The 14,816-nt window shown below is 38.2% G+C and carries 18 protein-coding genes, 1 pseudogene and 2 riboswitches; of the genes and pseudogenes, 4 read left to right on the plus strand and 15 right to left on the minus strand.

Annotation, left to right across the window (positions count from 1 at the left end; all coding sequences use genetic code 11):
* Nucleotides 1-11 precede the first annotated feature (11 nt).
* The gene (locus AC1DFT_RS09935) at nt 12-209 is read right to left on the minus strand and encodes a YwbE family protein (protein ID WP_477919057.1); all 198 of its coding nucleotides are present in this window, start codon (nt 207-209) and stop codon (nt 12-14) included.
* Between the two features lie 181 nt (nt 210-390).
* Nucleotides 391-504, plus strand: a riboswitch (SAM riboswitch).
* Between the two features lie 101 nt (nt 505-605).
* Here AC1DFT_RS09935 and AC1DFT_RS09940 point away from each other — a divergent pair.
* A complete protein-coding gene (locus AC1DFT_RS09940) occupies nt 606-1,430 on the plus strand; it encodes a MetQ/NlpA family ABC transporter substrate-binding protein (RefSeq protein ID WP_477919032.1) in 825 nt (274 codons plus the stop codon).
* Between the two features lie 170 nt (nt 1,431-1,600).
* On the opposite strand, the gene AC1DFT_RS09945 is transcribed toward AC1DFT_RS09940, so the two are convergent.
* Nucleotides 1,601-2,017 carry a GNAT family N-acetyltransferase gene (locus AC1DFT_RS09945; protein WP_477919033.1) on the minus strand — a complete coding sequence of 139 codons (417 nt, stop codon included), beginning with the start codon at nt 2,015-2,017 and terminating at the stop codon, nt 1,601-1,603.
* A 34-nt stretch (nt 2,018-2,051) separates the two neighbouring features.
* Nucleotides 2,052-2,117: pseudogene (locus AC1DFT_RS09950) on the minus strand (aspartate racemase); the annotation flags it as partial.
* Between the two features lie 165 nt (nt 2,118-2,282).
* A riboswitch (purine riboswitch) is annotated at nt 2,283-2,384 on the plus strand.
* 167 nt (nt 2,385-2,551) lie between these two features.
* Between AC1DFT_RS09950 and AC1DFT_RS09955 the strand changes: the two are divergent.
* The 3 genes from AC1DFT_RS09955 (at nt 2,552) to AC1DFT_RS09965 (ending at nt 5,418) form a co-directional block, all read left to right on the plus strand.
* On the plus strand, nt 2,552-3,490 hold the full coding sequence (locus tag AC1DFT_RS09955) for a nucleoside hydrolase (protein WP_477919034.1): 939 nt from the start codon (nt 2,552-2,554) through the stop codon (nt 3,488-3,490).
* A 70-nt stretch (nt 3,491-3,560) separates the two neighbouring features.
* The gene (locus tag AC1DFT_RS09960) at nt 3,561-4,817 is read left to right on the plus strand and encodes a nucleoside permease (protein WP_477919035.1); all 1,257 of its coding nucleotides are present in this window, start codon (nt 3,561-3,563) and stop codon (nt 4,815-4,817) included.
* Nucleotides 4,818-4,977: 160 nt separating this feature from the next.
* Nucleotides 4,978-5,418, plus strand: coding sequence for a peptidylprolyl isomerase (locus AC1DFT_RS09965; protein WP_477919036.1), 441 nt, complete (start codon nt 4,978-4,980; stop codon nt 5,416-5,418).
* 312 nt (nt 5,419-5,730) lie between these two features.
* On the opposite strand, the gene AC1DFT_RS09970 is transcribed toward AC1DFT_RS09965, so the two are convergent.
* The 12 genes from AC1DFT_RS09970 to AC1DFT_RS10025 form a co-directional block, all read right to left on the minus strand.
* The gene (locus tag AC1DFT_RS09970; protein ID WP_477919037.1) at nt 5,731-5,964 is read right to left on the minus strand and encodes a hypothetical protein; all 234 of its coding nucleotides are present in this window, start codon (nt 5,962-5,964) and stop codon (nt 5,731-5,733) included.
* On the minus strand, nt 5,961-6,281 hold the full coding sequence (locus AC1DFT_RS09975; RefSeq protein WP_477919038.1) for a YbjQ family protein: 321 nt from the start codon (nt 6,279-6,281) through the stop codon (nt 5,961-5,963). The genes AC1DFT_RS09970 and AC1DFT_RS09975 overlap by 4 nt, the downstream gene beginning before the upstream one ends.
* 28 nt (nt 6,282-6,309) lie before the next feature.
* Nucleotides 6,310-7,416: a DUF1648 domain-containing protein gene (locus AC1DFT_RS09980; RefSeq protein WP_477919039.1), complete on the minus strand. Its 1,107-nt coding sequence runs from the start codon at nt 7,414-7,416 to the stop codon at nt 6,310-6,312.
* A complete protein-coding gene (locus AC1DFT_RS09985; RefSeq protein ID WP_477919040.1) occupies nt 7,413-7,802 on the minus strand; it encodes a GntR family transcriptional regulator in 390 nt (129 codons plus the stop codon). The genes AC1DFT_RS09980 and AC1DFT_RS09985 overlap by 4 nt, the downstream gene beginning before the upstream one ends.
* Before the next feature lie 222 nt (nt 7,803-8,024).
* Nucleotides 8,025-9,335, minus strand: a complete 1,311-nt coding sequence (locus AC1DFT_RS09990; RefSeq protein WP_477919041.1) for a D-serine ammonia-lyase — start codon at nt 9,333-9,335, stop codon at nt 8,025-8,027.
* Between the two features lie 19 nt (nt 9,336-9,354).
* Complete coding sequence (locus AC1DFT_RS09995; RefSeq protein WP_477919042.1) at nt 9,355-9,792, minus strand: GNAT family N-acetyltransferase; 438 nt, start codon at nt 9,790-9,792, stop codon at nt 9,355-9,357.
* A 204-nt stretch (nt 9,793-9,996) separates the two neighbouring features.
* Nucleotides 9,997-10,953, minus strand: coding sequence for an oxygen-dependent tRNA uridine(34) hydroxylase TrhO (gene trhO / locus AC1DFT_RS10000; RefSeq protein ID WP_477919043.1), 957 nt, complete (start codon nt 10,951-10,953; stop codon nt 9,997-9,999).
* An 89-nt stretch (nt 10,954-11,042) separates the two neighbouring features.
* Complete coding sequence (locus AC1DFT_RS10005) at nt 11,043-11,489, minus strand: YaiI/YqxD family protein (protein WP_477919044.1); 447 nt, start codon at nt 11,487-11,489, stop codon at nt 11,043-11,045.
* Between the two features lie 97 nt (nt 11,490-11,586).
* Nucleotides 11,587-12,672 (minus strand): ABC transporter substrate-binding protein, encoded by a 1,086-nt coding sequence (locus AC1DFT_RS10010; RefSeq protein ID WP_477919045.1) that lies wholly within the window; start codon nt 12,670-12,672, stop codon nt 11,587-11,589.
* A 12-nt stretch (nt 12,673-12,684) separates the two neighbouring features.
* Nucleotides 12,685-13,464 carry an ABC transporter ATP-binding protein gene (locus AC1DFT_RS10015; RefSeq protein ID WP_477919046.1) on the minus strand — a complete coding sequence of 260 codons (780 nt, stop codon included), beginning with the start codon at nt 13,462-13,464 and terminating at the stop codon, nt 12,685-12,687.
* 4 nt (nt 13,465-13,468) lie between these two features.
* Nucleotides 13,469-14,290 (minus strand): ABC transporter permease, encoded by an 822-nt coding sequence (locus AC1DFT_RS10020; RefSeq protein WP_477919047.1) that lies wholly within the window; start codon nt 14,288-14,290, stop codon nt 13,469-13,471.
* Between the two features lie 179 nt (nt 14,291-14,469).
* Nucleotides 14,470-14,816, minus strand: a 347-nt coding sequence (locus AC1DFT_RS10025) for an SbcC/MukB-like Walker B domain-containing protein (protein WP_477919048.1), incomplete at its 5' end; no start/stop codon positions are given.

The following is a 14,816-nucleotide window of genomic DNA, read 5'->3' on the forward strand; positions in this document are numbered from 1 at the left end:
TTTTACGCTCCTTATTTTTCAATAATTTCACATACACGTCCTACTTGTCCGTCGGTTAACCGAACCTTTATGCCATGTGGATGGAAAGAGGAATTCGTTAATAAGTCTTTTACGATACCTCTCGTTTTTTCGCCTGTGCGCTGGTCTTTTTTCAAAATGATATATACTTCTAACCCTGGTTTAACTTCTTTTCTATTTTGTCCGTTCATCATCATTCACCTCTTTTTGTATCTTATCATTTTCGTACTTTACATACACTAGTGTGTAAGAAAGTATATAATAGTCTTATTAATACAACAATACTAATTAAAACAATAATTCTTTCAAATTTATATTGACGAAGTCAACATGGTCAAGTATAGTATTTAACATTAACGAAATAATATTTATCTCTTATGAAGAGTAGCGGAGGGACTGGCCCGTTGAAGCTCGGCAACCAACCATATGTTTATGTATGGAAAGGTGCTAAATCCTGCAAAACGATTTCGTTTTGAAAAATGAGAGAGGACGTCTGCATATATTCAAATTGCTAATGAACCTCTCATTTCTGAGAGGTTTTTATTATTTCTATATCAAATTAGAAAACAACAGATAGGAGAATAATGATGAAAAAGTGGTTATTTACAGGATTACTCATTTTAGTTTTAACAGTACTCGCGGCTTGCGGTGGTAAGGAAAAGTCAGAGGAAGCAAATGAAGGCTTATTAAGTGACGGTGTACTTACAGTTGGCGTAACTGCCGGTCCACACGAAGAAATCGTTGAAAAAGTGAAAGAACTAGCAGAAAAAGATGGTCTAAAAATTGAACTACAAGTGTTTTCCGACTACGTAATGCCCAATGTGGCTTTATCCGAGAAAGAAATTGACATGAATATTTTCCAAACGATTCCTTTCTTTGAACAAATGAAAAAAGACCGGAATTTGGATTTAGTAGCTGTAGGTAAAACAGTCACTTTCCCAATGGGTATTTACTCCAATCAAGTAAAAGATGTTAAGGAACTGCCAGATGGTGCGAAAATTGGATTACCAAATGACCCGACTCAAGGTGGACGTGCCCTGATGCTATTTGAAAGTGCTGGTATGATCAAGATCAAAGAAGGTCTAGACACTAATTCTACAATCCATGACATTGTAGAGAATACGAAGAACTTCCAATTTGTTGAACTTGATGCTGCACAAATTCCCCGTCAATTGAATGAACTTGACGCGGCAGCTATCAACACGAACTTCGTAATAGATGCTGGTTTATCGCCAGCTGATGACTCGATTTTTATTGAGCCAAAAGATTCTCCATTCGTGAACATTATCGCTGTCAGAAGCGAATCAAAAGACGATGAAGTGATTCAACAATTTGTTGATTTGTATCGTTCCGAAGAAGTGAAACAATTTATCGAAGAAAGATTTGATGGATCCCTCATTCCTTCTTGGTAATGAAAGGCTATCCTTCTATCGAACATTCCAAACTATAATAGTACTAGTTGAGAGAACGTTACCAATTCAGGTAACGTTCTCTTTCGATTAGTTGATATTGTGGAATAAGAAAAGTGAAATTATTTATTTGCCTATTTCACTACATCTTCGTTATCGAAAGTGGAAACTTTCTATTTGGCCGTTTTTCTCATGAAGTTAGTATCACCAATTACTTGAGTGAATCCCCATTTTTCATAAAAAGATATTTTGTCAGATTTACAATACAATTCAAAGCTTTGTACAGATTGAAGTTTAGGATGTGTCATTACTTGATCTAACAATATTCTCCCCAAACCTTTCCCTTGATACTCTTCGTGGATAATAACATCGAATATTAATGCCTTATAGACAAAATCTGAAAGAACACGTATGAAACCAATGAGTCTATTCGTTTTATTTTCACATATTCCAATGAGGATGTCTGTGTTTTCAAGCATTACTAGCACGTCTTCAAACTTTCGCTTATCTGTCCACCATTCTTGTTTGTATAATTCGTAAAGTTCTATGATTTGTTGTTCATCTAGTGTTGAGATGATATTGTAATTCATGTACGCTTCATTCCCTTCAAAATATATATACTTATATTAAACGGTAATATTCACTTGATGATTCCCAACTCATCCCCCCGATTAAACCTATTGTTTTCAATGTATTAATTCCTCTTAATGAATTGATTCTATATTCCTTAATTACGACAATTAAAGAACCTTTTCCTTTAACATATCCAGTAAAATTTACTACTTTCTATTTTTATAATGTATAAAACTGGATTACGATTTTTATTGACTAAACCATATGTAATAGTTATTATAAGAAAACAATGTCGAATTATGTCGTATAATGTTGGGAATATGGCCCAAAAGTTTCTACCAAGCCACCGTAAAGGGCTTGACTACGAGTTAATTGTTATATGGATGAAAGGATCAACCCTTCCTCCATATTTACATATGCCCTAGTCAACGCTCCGGTAGAAATCGGAGCGTTTTTTTTTCGTTTTGGAAATAATTTTTTTCTGGAATGTAATAATAAAATATGAAACGGTATGCTAGGCATCTATATCAATAAGAGAGGATCGATAAATAATGAAAAAAAATATTTACTTTAATCATGATGGAGGCGTTGATGATCTTGTTTCGCTGTTTCTATTTATGCAAATGGACAACGTTGAACTAACAGGTGTATCTGTCATTCCAGCCGATTGTTATTTAGAACCTGCGATGTTTGCAAGCCGAAAAATTATGGATCGCTTTGGACATGGCAGCCTTGATGTAGCTGAATCAAATTCTCGCGGAAAAAATCCATTTCCAAAGGATTGGCGTTTGCATGCTTTCTTCGTTGATGCTCTGCCAATATTAAATGAATCTGGTAAGATTGACACGCCTGTCGCTGATAAACCAGCACATCTTCATATGGTAGATGCCATTCACGCATCGACTGAGAAAACAACCCTTCTATTCACTGGACCACTTACGGATCTTGCCCGCGCATTAGATGAAGACCCTTCCATTGAAGAGAAAATTGATCGACTCGTTTGGATGGGCGGTACATTTCGTGAAACAGGAAATGTGGAAGAGCCCGAACATGATGGGACAGCTGAATGGAACGTGTTCTGGGATCCTGAGGCAGCTGGTCGTGTATGGGATAGCAGCATAGAAATTGATTTAGTAGCTCTAGAAAGTACAAGCCAAGTACCACTTACGGAAGATATACGTAAACGCTGGGCATCTGAACGTAAATATTTAGGTGTTGATTTTATCGGTCAATGTTATGCGATGTGTCCGCCGCTGGTTCATTTTACAACGAACTCCACTTACTTTTTGTGGGATGTTTTAACTACAGCCTTTGTTGGAAATAGTGATCTTGTTAAAGTGAAAAGAGTGAATAGTATTGTTCATACAAATGGACCGAGTCAAGGTCGGACAGAAGAAATAGCCGACGGTCGTCCTGTAAATGTGGTTTATGATGTTGATCGCGACGCTTTCTTTGATTACATTACTCAGTTGGCAAAAAAAGTGAACTAAATCATCTAGATAGTAAATAACCGGTGAACTTATAAAAAGATAGGCGCCGTAGCACAAGTAGGAGGAAGAAATGACAATTAAATCGCGCCTTAAAATAATGATTTTTCTACAGTTTTTCGTTTGGGGCTCTTGGCTCGTAACACTTGGATCTTATATGTTCAACACTTTGCAGTTTTCGGGCTCAGAGGTAGGACTTGTTTATAGCTCCATTGGGCTTGCATCTCTCATTATGCCAAGTCTTATAGGGATTATTGCCGACCGCTTTGTAAAGGCAAATAGATTATATGGAATTCTCCATTTGATGGGGGCTATTTGTTTATTTATTGCTGCAAAAGTTTCAGACCCTAGTCTTTTGTTTTGGGTAATGCTTTTTAACGCAATGGCCTACATGCCGACAATTTCTTTATCGTATACTATTTCATATTTTGGTCTAGAAAAAGAAGGACACGATACAACGAAAGCATTCCCTTCCGTTCGCGTTTATGGAACGGTTAGCTTTATTCTTGCCTTATGGACAATTAGTCTTGGCGGATTTGAGTTAAGTAATATGCAGTTATACATTGGATCAGGAGCGGCTCTTTTACTTGCGCTGTTTTCACTTGCGCTACCTAATGTTCCAACATCAACTGCCAAGAAAGATGCATCACTAGTCAGTCGTTTAGGACTCGATGCGCTCGTACTGTTCAAACAAAAGAAAATGGCTGTTTTTTTCCTTTTTGCTATGTTATTAGGTGCTGCACTGCAAATTAACACCACTTTTGCTGATCCATTTATACATGACTTTGCATTAAATCCTAGCTTTAAGGATAGTCTTGCTGTTAAGTATCCGGCTATTTTATTATCAATCGGACAAATTTCAGAAGTTGTATTTATTCTAGCCATTCCATTTTTCTTACGTAAATTTGGGATTAAGACGGTCATACTATTAAGTATGATTGCATGGACATTACGCTTCGTTCTCTTCGCTTTTGGAGAACCAGCAGGCTTAGGATTTAGCTTATTACTATTATCCATGATTGTGTATGGTGCTGCTTTTGACTTCTTTAATATATCCGGTTCCATTTTTGTAGAAAAAGAAGTGGATAGTCGCATTCGTGGTAGCGCACAAGGCTTATTCATGACAATGGTAAATGGACTGGGAACTTATTTAGGCGCAATCATTAGTGGGAAAATTGTGKATTTCTTCACAGTTGACGGCGTAAAAGATTGGCAAAATATTTGGTTGATATTCGGGTCCTATACTATCGTGCTTGCAATTATTTTTGCTGTAAGTTTTAAATACAAACATGACAATGATGCAATGAAAGATATAGATAAAATTGCTTGATAGTTGAAAACTAAGATACATTTCTTGATGTCCGGCGCCAAATTTATTGGTGCCGGATTTTATATGATTGTACTAACTCTTTTACATGAGCTGTTTTTGGAAAATGTTATATGTACGTGCTATACTGATGAAGGATTTATTTTGAAAAGGAGTGTTTTGAATGGCGAAAAAAGGTTATTTTTTAATGGACACTGGCGAGAAAATCGAATTTGATTTGTTCCCAAATGAAGCACCAAACACAGTTGCAAACTTTGAAGAGTTAGCAAACAGTGGATTTTATAACGGGGTTATTTTCCACCGTGTTATTCCTGGTTTTGTAAGTCAAGGTGGAGACCCAACTGGTACTGGTATGGGTGGTAGTGGCAAAACGATTAAATGTGAAACTACTGGCAACCCACACAAACACGAAGCGGGAAGTCTTTCTATGGCTCACGCTGGGAAAGATACGGGTTCAAGCCAATTCTTCATCGTTCACGAACCACAACCACATTTAAACGGTGTTCACACAGTTTTTGGTAAAGTTACTAGCGGTCTTGAAGTAGCAACAGCTATGAAAAACGGCGCTAAAATGGAAAAAGTAGAAGTTTTCGACGCTGAATAATTAAAATAAGCAGCTACCTTTTAGGTATGCTGCTTTTTGCTATGTTCGGAAAGTGAGGTGAAAATAATGACTCCTCTATTTACGGGAAATTGGATTGGTATTATATCTACTTTGTGCTGGATTTTATGTTTTTATTTCACCTTAACTTTTTTTGAAAACTTACGTAAAGGTGAAGAGCGGATTACAAAGCAATCTAAGATAGCTGCAATCATTTTTTTATCAATAGCTTTGTTATTGCCTGCCGTGTTTAATTTTTATTTATTTGTACAAATGCATCAGTGAGAAGAGAAGCGTTTCCTCGGAGACGCTTCCCTATTCTTGCTTATAAAAACGTTCACCTGTTTGAGGATTATAATACACCCTCGTTTTCTCTCCTGTAACAGGGTCGATATTGACCTCTTCCGTTCGCTCAAAACCTGCCTCCACTTTCGTTCCATGATTGCGTCTAAACCGTTTGTCATAAATAAAATATCCGAGCAAAATAAAAGCTATAACGGCTATGATTTGCACAACATATATACTTACAATAACAATAATTGACGTCATATTTTCTCTACAACAACTGCTGTTCCGTATGCTACAATCTCACTCATATTACTACCAATTTCACCCGAGTCATATCGCATCATAACAATAGCATTGGCATCCATTGAATGGGCATTTTTAATCATACGGTCCATCGCTTCTTTTCTTGAATCCTCTAGCATCGCGGTGTATTGCTTGATCTCCCCACCTACCAAGCCTTTTAAGCCCGCCATAATATCTCCGCCAAGCCCTCTACTTCTCACAATAAGACCATACGCAGGACCTTTTACTTCCACAATTTTATATCCTTCAATTTTTTCCGTTGTCACTACTAACATATGAAACGCCTCCACTTTTTTATAATTTTTACAAACTAAAGGCAATAATTAAGATTAAGATAAGCGGCCCAAATAAGACTAGCCAACTTAGTGGTCTCCCAAAATTGAGTGTCCAACCTACGCCAAATCGTTTTTCGACTAAAATACTTGGATCGTCTTTATTGATATAGATAATTCCGCCCTTCCAATACTTATCATCATCAACTGCTATTTTATCCTCTAAATTTGGACTATCGTCTTCCACCTTCCAACGCGAACCACTTTGCCCAACCTTCACTATATATATTCCTACTGCCAGAAAAGTTAGCACTAAAAAGACTAGTGGAAGTGCGAACATCACCCAAGCGGATCCGATTTCTGGGTGAATTGTTTGTAAATGAAAATAACCCATCATTAATGTCATCGTTATCGTGATAAATAAGGCGAACCAGCTACTATATTTTCGGAATGCTAGCTGCTGAGACACAGATGTTTTTTTGTTGGCCGGATTAATCTTTGCTCCTGCAAACTTCATCCCTTCGCTCATCATTAGAAACATCCCTTGCATCACAAGTAAAATAAGTGGCATAGAAATAACACTGAAATACGTTTTTTCGCTAAATGCATCTGGTTGCCCAGAAGGTCCCCAATGAGTAGGAATCATGTCCGGCATTTGCGCGTATTTCATGAATGTATAAATGATTAAGCCTACCGTTATAACCATAGGAATGATAAATACAATACGTGGTATTAACTGGAGCTTCTCTTGAAATTGTAAGTCTACTACACGTACTTCCTTTTTCCCTGACGTCCATCTTTGCGCTACTTTTAACTTTTTCACACGTACATGCATCATGAAATAATAGCCTAATCCAATAAAAAGGATGCAAAATTGTACACCTACACTAATAATCGATAGCATTTCTTCTGTCGGAGATTGCGTTAATGCCCAAAGAAGATAAGCTGCCAACACAATAATTCCTAGCGTTAAGACAACCGAAGTGTACCTCTTTTTATATCCTAGGATTGTTGGTTCTTTCGTGTATTGTTCTGGTATATAGACGCCAAATGCTTCCGTTTGCTTAAGTAGTTTCGGTGTAAATGCTTGTAATACGGTGATAAACAATAAAATAAAGCCAAATAATAAAACAATCATGATGTCCCCTCCTTAATATGTTGCACGAGCCCCCTTACCATATTGACCATTTCTTCCTCTGAAAGCTTCAATACTAGCCCTTCCGCTATTAATGGGCGGATTTGTTCTGCCAAATGTTGTTGTTCTTCGGCTGTTGCTTTTGGTATTCCATTAGGTTGTATAATAACGCCCGATTTAGCGACGATTTGGATAAACTCTTTTTCTTCTAAGTAATGATAGGCTTTATTCACTGTATGCATATTCATGCCTAAATCTGCTGCAAATGCTCGAACAGATGGCAATGAATCTCCTGGTTTTAGCTCGCCTCTAGCAATTCCTTCGATGAGTTGTTGCGCTAGTTGTAAATAGATTGGTACAGATGAATTTGTTTGTATTTCGATAAACATGATGTCCTCCTATCTACATGTGTTCTATATATATTATAACATTTTTGTTCTATATTGAATAGAGCAAAGAAGGGGTTAGGGGATGGATCTTGCGATTTGGGGTGAGGATCTTGCGATTTCGGGTGTGGATCTTGCGATTTGAAAGCACTATCTTGCGATTCAATGTTTATTCCTATAAAAAAAGCCTATTCTCCGAAGAAAATAGACTTTTTGTTCATTTATTTAGTTAGTGCTGTTCAAGTTCTGTTTCCCAGTTGCATAATATACTTCTTTCACTTGTTCCGGCACCATTCCTCCGCCAGTTGCCCAAGCGATATGTGTGGCATTTTTCAAATTAACTTCATTTTCCGCTAAATGAATTGGACCAGTCATTCCAGCTAGTGCAGATGGTTCAAGGTAAATTTTTTCCGTGTCTGCAAGAAGTGCTAGCAATGTGTACATTTTTTCATCACTAATGGTATAGCTTCCACTTAGCATTTGTTCTAGTGTTTTGCCCACAAATCCAGAAGGGCGCCCAACTGCAAGGCCATCTGCATCGGTTTTATTGTCCAGACCAATCTCATCTACCGCTATATCTTCATGTAAACCTGTCATCATTCCAAGCAGCATACAAGGAGAATGAGTCGGTTCAGCAAAGTAACAATGAACATGATCACCAAACAAAAGTTTTAAACCGAATGCCACGCCTCCAGGTCCGCCGCCAACACCACAAGGCAAATAGACAAACAAAGGATTGTTTTCATCTATCTTTTTCCCTAGCTGCTCCAACTGTTTTTTTAACCTGCCGGCCGCAACTGCATAGCCCATAAATAAGTCCGTAGAATTTTCGTCATCGATAAAAAAGCATGTCGGATCTTTTTCCGCTTGTTTTCTTCCTTCTTCCACTGCAATACTGTAGTCGGAAGCGTATTCGATCACTTCTACGCCTTTTTCACGAAGCATGTCTTTTTTCCACTGCTTTGCATCGCTCGACATATGAACTGTCACACGGAATCCAAGCTTCGCACTCATAATTCCGATGCTGAGTCCTAGATTACCAGTTGAGCCGACTGCAATGGAATACGTTGAGAAAAATGCTCGCATTTGATCCTGAGCGAGAACGCTATAATCATCTTCCTCGGTCAATAAACCTTCCTGAATAGCAAGTGTTTCCGCAATTTTCAACACTTCATAAATGCCACCGCGCGCCTTAATAGAACCAGAAATCGGCAGATCATTATCACATTTTAATAAAAGCTCTCCGTCGAAATCCGTTTGGTATAAATCCTTCATTGCTGTAGCCATTTGTGGAATAGCTACTAGAGGCGATTCAATAATACCATTGGTTTTCCCTGTTTCAGGAAAGGCAATTTGTAAGTAAGATGCAAATCTATCTAGGCGATCACTTGCGTCCTGTACCATTTCGCTTGTGACGGATAGACCTTTTAAGGCATCTTCTGTTTTTATTATATTTGGATTAAACCAAATGACTTCTTCTGTATTTTTCATTTTTTCAATTAAAGGAAATTGTTGCACTAGTTGTTCTTTATTCATAGTTGTATGACCCTTTCTCTTATAAGCTGTACACATGTGTTATATCAGGTGAACGCTCATCAAACTGAAATCCGTTAGCCCGATAAAATGCATCCGCTTTTGCCGATTCCGTTTTCGTTGTAATCTCGTTGAACTGTTCTCTTGCATGGACGAAAATGGCGTTAAAAAGTTCACTTCCGATTCCTTTTCGACGATAGTTTGGCAGTGTGTAAGCCCTTTGTAGCCTTGCAGCGTCGGTGCCGTTTACATTTCGATTTAATCCCCCAATTGCAACGAGTTCATCGTCGTTCCATGCACCAAAAAGTGCCTCGCCTGGCTCGCTAAATCGATTCGTACCATCTTCATATTCAGTCGCAAGCCTTGAGACAAAACGATAACCTTCTTTTTCGCTTTCTTGAATTAGTTTGGATACGTCTACATCATTTAAATCAGAAATCTTTCTCACTTCGATTACCATATACGTTCCCCCATTCCATTTTTAAAAACGAACTCTTTACTATTATTCAATATATGTAAGCAATTCCCCTTTAAATTTAAAAAACAAACAGTATTAAAAAACATTGTTACTGGTGCCAGGCACCAGTAACAATACTGTAACAATCCAACATCCAATCAATAAAAAAATCTCGCTTTGCTTTAAGCAAGGCGAGATTTTAGGCTGTTATACAGTTGCTTCGATAGCAGCTAGTCTTTCTGCTACTTCTTCTTCAGTAAGATTATGTTCTACGATATAGCGATTGCGTGGATCTACACGACATTCGTGTGAACAGCTACGAAGGTATTTGTGTTCATTTTCTTCTGAACATAGGATTTTATCATTGCAGTCTGGGTTGGCACAATTTACATAGCGCTCACAAGGTTCGCCAGTAAAATGATCCTTCCCTACAACGACGTGTTCTACTTGGTTGATCGGCACAGCGATACGCTCGTCAAATACGTACATTTGGCCATCCCATAATTGTCCTTTGACTTCTGGATCTTTTGCGTATGTTGCAATACCGCCATGTAGTTGGGCAACGTCTTCGAAGCCTTCTCGTACTAACCAGCCCGAGAATTTTTCACAACGAATACCACCCGTGCAGTATGTTAAAACTTTCTTACCTTCGAACATTTCTCTATTTTCCAACATCCAGTCTGGAAGATCGCGGAAGTTGCGAATATCTGGACGAATTGCCCCGCGGAAATGTCCTAAGTCAAACTCATAGTCATTACGAGCATCGATAACAATTGTATCTTCTGCTTGCATTTGTTCGAAAAACTCTTTTGGAGAAAGGTATTTTCCTGTTAATTCATTTGGATTAATATCATCTGCTAATCCTAAATGAACGATTTCTTTTTTTGGACGAACATGCATTTTTTTGAATGCGTGTCCCTCTGCCTCATCTATTTTATACACCATGTCAGCAAAACGATCGTCCGCTTTCATCATGTCCATATATGCTTCGGTTTGTTCAATCGTTCCCGAGCATGTGCCGTTAATTCCTTCGTCTGATACTAAAATACGCCCTTTTAACCCAATTTCTTTACAAGCAGCAAGATGTTCTTGTGCAAATGTTACTGGATCTTCAATCGGGACATATTTATAGTAAAGTAATACTCTGTATGCATTTGTTTCCATTTTTTACTCCACCTTTTCTAATTTTGTCCACCGTACAGTATAACAAAATTAAAGATGGATGTTAACTATTTCGTTTGAATTCGAAACTGTCAGTCTTTCGTGGCTAGCTTACAAAGTTCTATAAAGTTACGTTCAAATTTTTCATTGTCTTCTTTCTGACGTTTCCTTGGTCCTTTTAGTCTTCCTCCAGCCTGCCTAATTTTCTTCGACATATGGCGACTATCTAATAGCTGGTCAATGTTTTCATGTGTATACCAACGTCCATTTTGATCGATTGCGAAACCTTGTTTTGCTAACACCATTGCCGCAAGCCCATAATCTTGCGTTACAACGATATCCCCTTTTTTCACTCGGTTCACTAACACAAAGTCAACTGCGTCAGCGCCTTTGGAAACCATTACTGTTTCTGCGCCATCTCTTTGCATAAAGTGCGCAGTGTCACATAGCAATGTAACTTTTAAATCAAACTTTTGCGCAACCGCAATCGTTAAATCCACTACTGGACATCCATCCGCATCCACTAAAATACTCACCATTTTACGCACCTCATTCAAACGTCCTTTTAACCCATTGTATTACACACTTTCAGATAAAGTACAATGTAAGAAAAAAGCGCCCATATAACCGGACGCTTTATCGTTCGTATGCTCCTAAGATCTCTACTGCTTTTTCTGTAAGAGATGTGTCAACCGCTTTTTCAAAATCAACATCTCCACTTATTGCGCCATTTGCTTTATATGCATCATATTGCTTTACAACATCATCCAAAAACATTTTGCCATCGGGATCTAGACCCGTTACAAATACCTTTTCCCATAATTCCGGGTCTTTCAATGCAGTATGTTTGGTCATAATATCAATTATTTCATCTTTGCCTTCCCCTTTTATGAAGGCATCGTTATAGTCGCGCACACCTTTTAAATAAGCAGCCATAAAGCGCAGTGAAACATTCTTTTCGTCATTCATAAACTGAGGAGATCCAAGTACTAGTGCTATTTGGGATTCAGGTGCGTAATCGGTCGCATCGCCAAAACGAATGTGGAAATCATTTTCAATTCCTTGCGTAATAAGTGGCTCAATTTGAAGTGCAGCATCAATCGATCCATTTTCAATTGCACCCAACATACTACCGAAGTCTCCAAGCAGGACAAATTCCACATCATCTTGCGTTAATCCAGCGTGTTTTAACATTTCTAAGTAAATATATTCATCGATTGAATTTTTGGAGGAGATAGCAATACGTTTTCCTTTAAAGTCTTTGTATTCTTTGATGACATCTTTCATCTGATTACCTATTACGAATGTAAAGTACGATTTCCCTGGCACATTATGTCCTTTATCAGCAATAATTTTTACGTCGATTCCTTGTGCAATGGCGTTGAAGAATGATGCAGTTGATACACCGCCTGCTATATCGACTTCACCAGATGCAAGCGCTGGAAGCATCTCATCACTATTAGCAAACTGGGCAAATTCTACTTCAATATTATAATCCTCAAAATATCCTTTTTCTTTCGCAATATAAAACCCAGCTCCAGAGGCTGCACCATCTTCTGCAATTCTTACTTTCACTTTCTTTTCAAGTGGCGCCAAATCGCCTGATGGGTTATTTATATTTACCTCGTCATCAATTGCATCTGTGCTTTCCTTTTCTTTAGTACTACACGCACCCAACAAAAGCACTACTAATGCAACTAGTATGAACCAACGCTTTTTCACAAGCTTCCTCCCTTATCCTCTCGATCGCTGTACTTCTTGTTGTAAATGATTCCAAATAATAATGAATTGCTCCGCCATCTCCGCATTTGCTCGCACTTGTTCCATCGTTCTCGGCCGAGGAATAGGCACTTTTATTTCTTTTACAATTTCTCCAGGATGTGCGCTCATTAATACAATACGGTCGCTTAGTAACAATGCCTCATCGATACTATGCGTAATAAATAACACCGTTTTCTTCGTTTCAGACCAAATAGAAAGTAACTCTTCCTGTAAAATGAATTTATTTTGCTCATCAAGTGCTGCAAATGGTTCATCCATTAGTAAAATTTCAGGGTCATTTGCGAAGGCCCTTGCAATGCTAATGCGTTGTTTCATGCCCCCAGAAAGTTCTTTCGGGTACAGTTTAGAAAAGTTACTTAACCCTACTTTTTTCAAATAATTATTCGTTTGCTTACGGATAAACTCTTTCGGCAAATGACGCATATTAAGCCCAAATGCTACGTTTTCTTCGACCGTCAACCAAGGGATAACCCCTTTTTCTTGGAAGACCATCGACTGCAAGGGACGAAAATCTAAATCAGCTGCAATTGTAAATTGACCAGAACTTGGGTGCTCTAGACCCGCTAGTATGCGTAATAAAGTCGTCTTCCCGCAACCACTCGGTCCGACTAAACAAACAAATTCTCCTTCTTTTACATCGAGCGATACATTTTTAAACGCAGTCACACTATTACTTTTTTTGTAAAACACTTTTGTTAAATCTTTAATAGATATCTTCACATCATCACTCATCTATTCACCTCCATGGGACAATTTTCTTTTGCAGCCCACGTAGGAAAAGGGAAAATAGAAATCCGAAAAAGGAAATGAGTATTAAACCGACGAACATTTCTTTTAACATAAATGCTTTGTAAGAGGTCCATATTAAATACCCGATTCCTGATGTGGCTCCCATCATTTCCGCAGCAACGATTGTAAGCAGTGCAATCGCCTGCCCCATTTGAATTCCTTCTAGCATGACAGGAAGCGCTCCTGGAAATGCTATTTTGAAGAAAAAGTCTTTTGGACTTGCTCCGTAATTTTTGGCAACGTCTAAATGCACTTTTTCTATGTTGAGAACACCTGCAACGGTATTAATGACGACTGGGAAAAATACGCTTCCTGCAATCGTTACTATTTTGGAGAAGTCTCCAATTCCAAAGAAGATAATAATGATTGGGAGTAGTGCTAGCGTAGGTATCGGCATAAGTGCCATTACAATCGGAGATATAAAATGTCGAATTGGTGCGTATAATCCCATCAGTAAGCCGATGACTATTCCTGGTATTACGCCGAGTAAAAAACCTGCAGCTATTCTATATAAAGATACGGAAACATGTGTCCACAAAAGCCCGTTTGTTGCCAGCTCGAAAAACGTTGTAACAATGGCAGACGGCGGTGGGAAAAATCGAATATCTAATATTCCCGTTCGAGAACATATTTCCCAAAGTAAGAGTAGTAAAATCGGTGAAATAATCGTTAGTAGTTGCTTACTCCGCTCTTTTACTTGTTGCTTTTTCCATTCCTGTTGCTCGGTTTCATAGGGATCGAATAGACCGTTCCCTTTTTCATCGCGCATTTTTCACCACCTCTTCTCCAAATAATATGACGAACTTGTGGAATGTGTGAAAAACAATATGCTTTTCTTAAGGTAAACGTCTATTTTTTTACAAGAAATGGCTAGGGGAAATCAATTCGGGTGTGAAAGCAACCAATTCAAAGCGAAATGCCCCTTTCTCATCGAAAGGAGCATCCCACTCATTTAATAACAAATTTAGTTTTACTATATCCTTCTTTTAGCTTTTCTACTTCCAAAATAGCCGGCATGGACGCCTTTAGTTCAGCAACATGTGAAATAACACCAATCATCCGTCCCGATTTTTGTAAATCAATTAAGGTATCAATTGCTTTGTTCAATGACTCCTCGTCAAGCGAGCCGAAACCTTCATCGATAAACATCGTGTCGATTCGGATGCTTCCTTGGAAGCTTTGAATGACATCAGCCATTCCAAGCGCTAAGCATAGTGATGCATTGAACTTTTCGCCACCGGAGAGTGTTTTGACGTCTCTCGTTTGGCCTGTATATGCATCATATACATCTAAAC

This window comes from Psychrobacillus sp. 05T411, from assembly GCF_056396485.1.

Bases quoted from the DNA above. Each gene is read 5' to 3' on its own strand.
- AC1DFT_RS09935 (WP_477919057.1), bottom strand. From the start codon at position 209: ATGAACGGACAAAATAGAAAAGAAGTTAAACCAGGGTTAGAAGTATAT.
- AC1DFT_RS09940 (WP_477919032.1), top strand. From the start codon at position 606: ATGAAAAAGTGGTTATTTACAGGATTACTCATTTTAGTTTTAACAGTA.
- AC1DFT_RS09945 (WP_477919033.1), bottom strand. From the start codon at position 2,017: ATGAATTACAATATCATCTCAACACTAGATGAACAACAAATCATAGAA.
- AC1DFT_RS09955 (WP_477919034.1), top strand. From the start codon at position 2,552: ATGAAAAAAAATATTTACTTTAATCATGATGGAGGCGTTGATGATCTT.
- AC1DFT_RS09965 (WP_477919036.1), top strand. From the start codon at position 4,978: ATGGCGAAAAAAGGTTATTTTTTAATGGACACTGGCGAGAAAATCGAA.
- AC1DFT_RS09970 (WP_477919037.1), bottom strand. From the start codon at position 5,964: ATGACGTCAATTATTGTTATTGTAAGTATATATGTTGTGCAAATCATA.
- AC1DFT_RS09975 (WP_477919038.1), bottom strand. From the start codon at position 6,281: ATGTTAGTAGTGACAACGGAAAAAATTGAAGGATATAAAATTGTGGAA.
- AC1DFT_RS09980 (WP_477919039.1), bottom strand. From the start codon at position 7,416: ATGATTGTTTTATTATTTGGCTTTATTTTATTGTTTATCACCGTATTA.
- AC1DFT_RS09985 (WP_477919040.1), bottom strand. From the start codon at position 7,802: ATGTTTATCGAAATACAAACAAATTCATCTGTACCAATCTATTTACAA.
- AC1DFT_RS09990 (WP_477919041.1), bottom strand. From the start codon at position 9,335: ATGAATAAAGAACAACTAGTGCAACAATTTCCTTTAATTGAAAAAATG.
- AC1DFT_RS09995 (WP_477919042.1), bottom strand. From the start codon at position 9,792: ATGGTAATCGAAGTGAGAAAGATTTCTGATTTAAATGATGTAGACGTA.
- trhO (WP_477919043.1), bottom strand. From the start codon at position 10,953: ATGGAAACAAATGCATACAGAGTATTACTTTACTATAAATATGTCCCG.
- AC1DFT_RS10005 (WP_477919044.1), bottom strand. From the start codon at position 11,489: ATGGTGAGTATTTTAGTGGATGCGGATGGATGTCCAGTAGTGGATTTA.
- AC1DFT_RS10015 (WP_477919046.1), bottom strand. From the start codon at position 13,464: ATGAGTGATGATGTGAAGATATCTATTAAAGATTTAACAAAAGTGTTT.
- AC1DFT_RS10020 (WP_477919047.1), bottom strand. From the start codon at position 14,290: ATGCGCGATGAAAAAGGGAACGGTCTATTCGATCCCTATGAAACCGAG.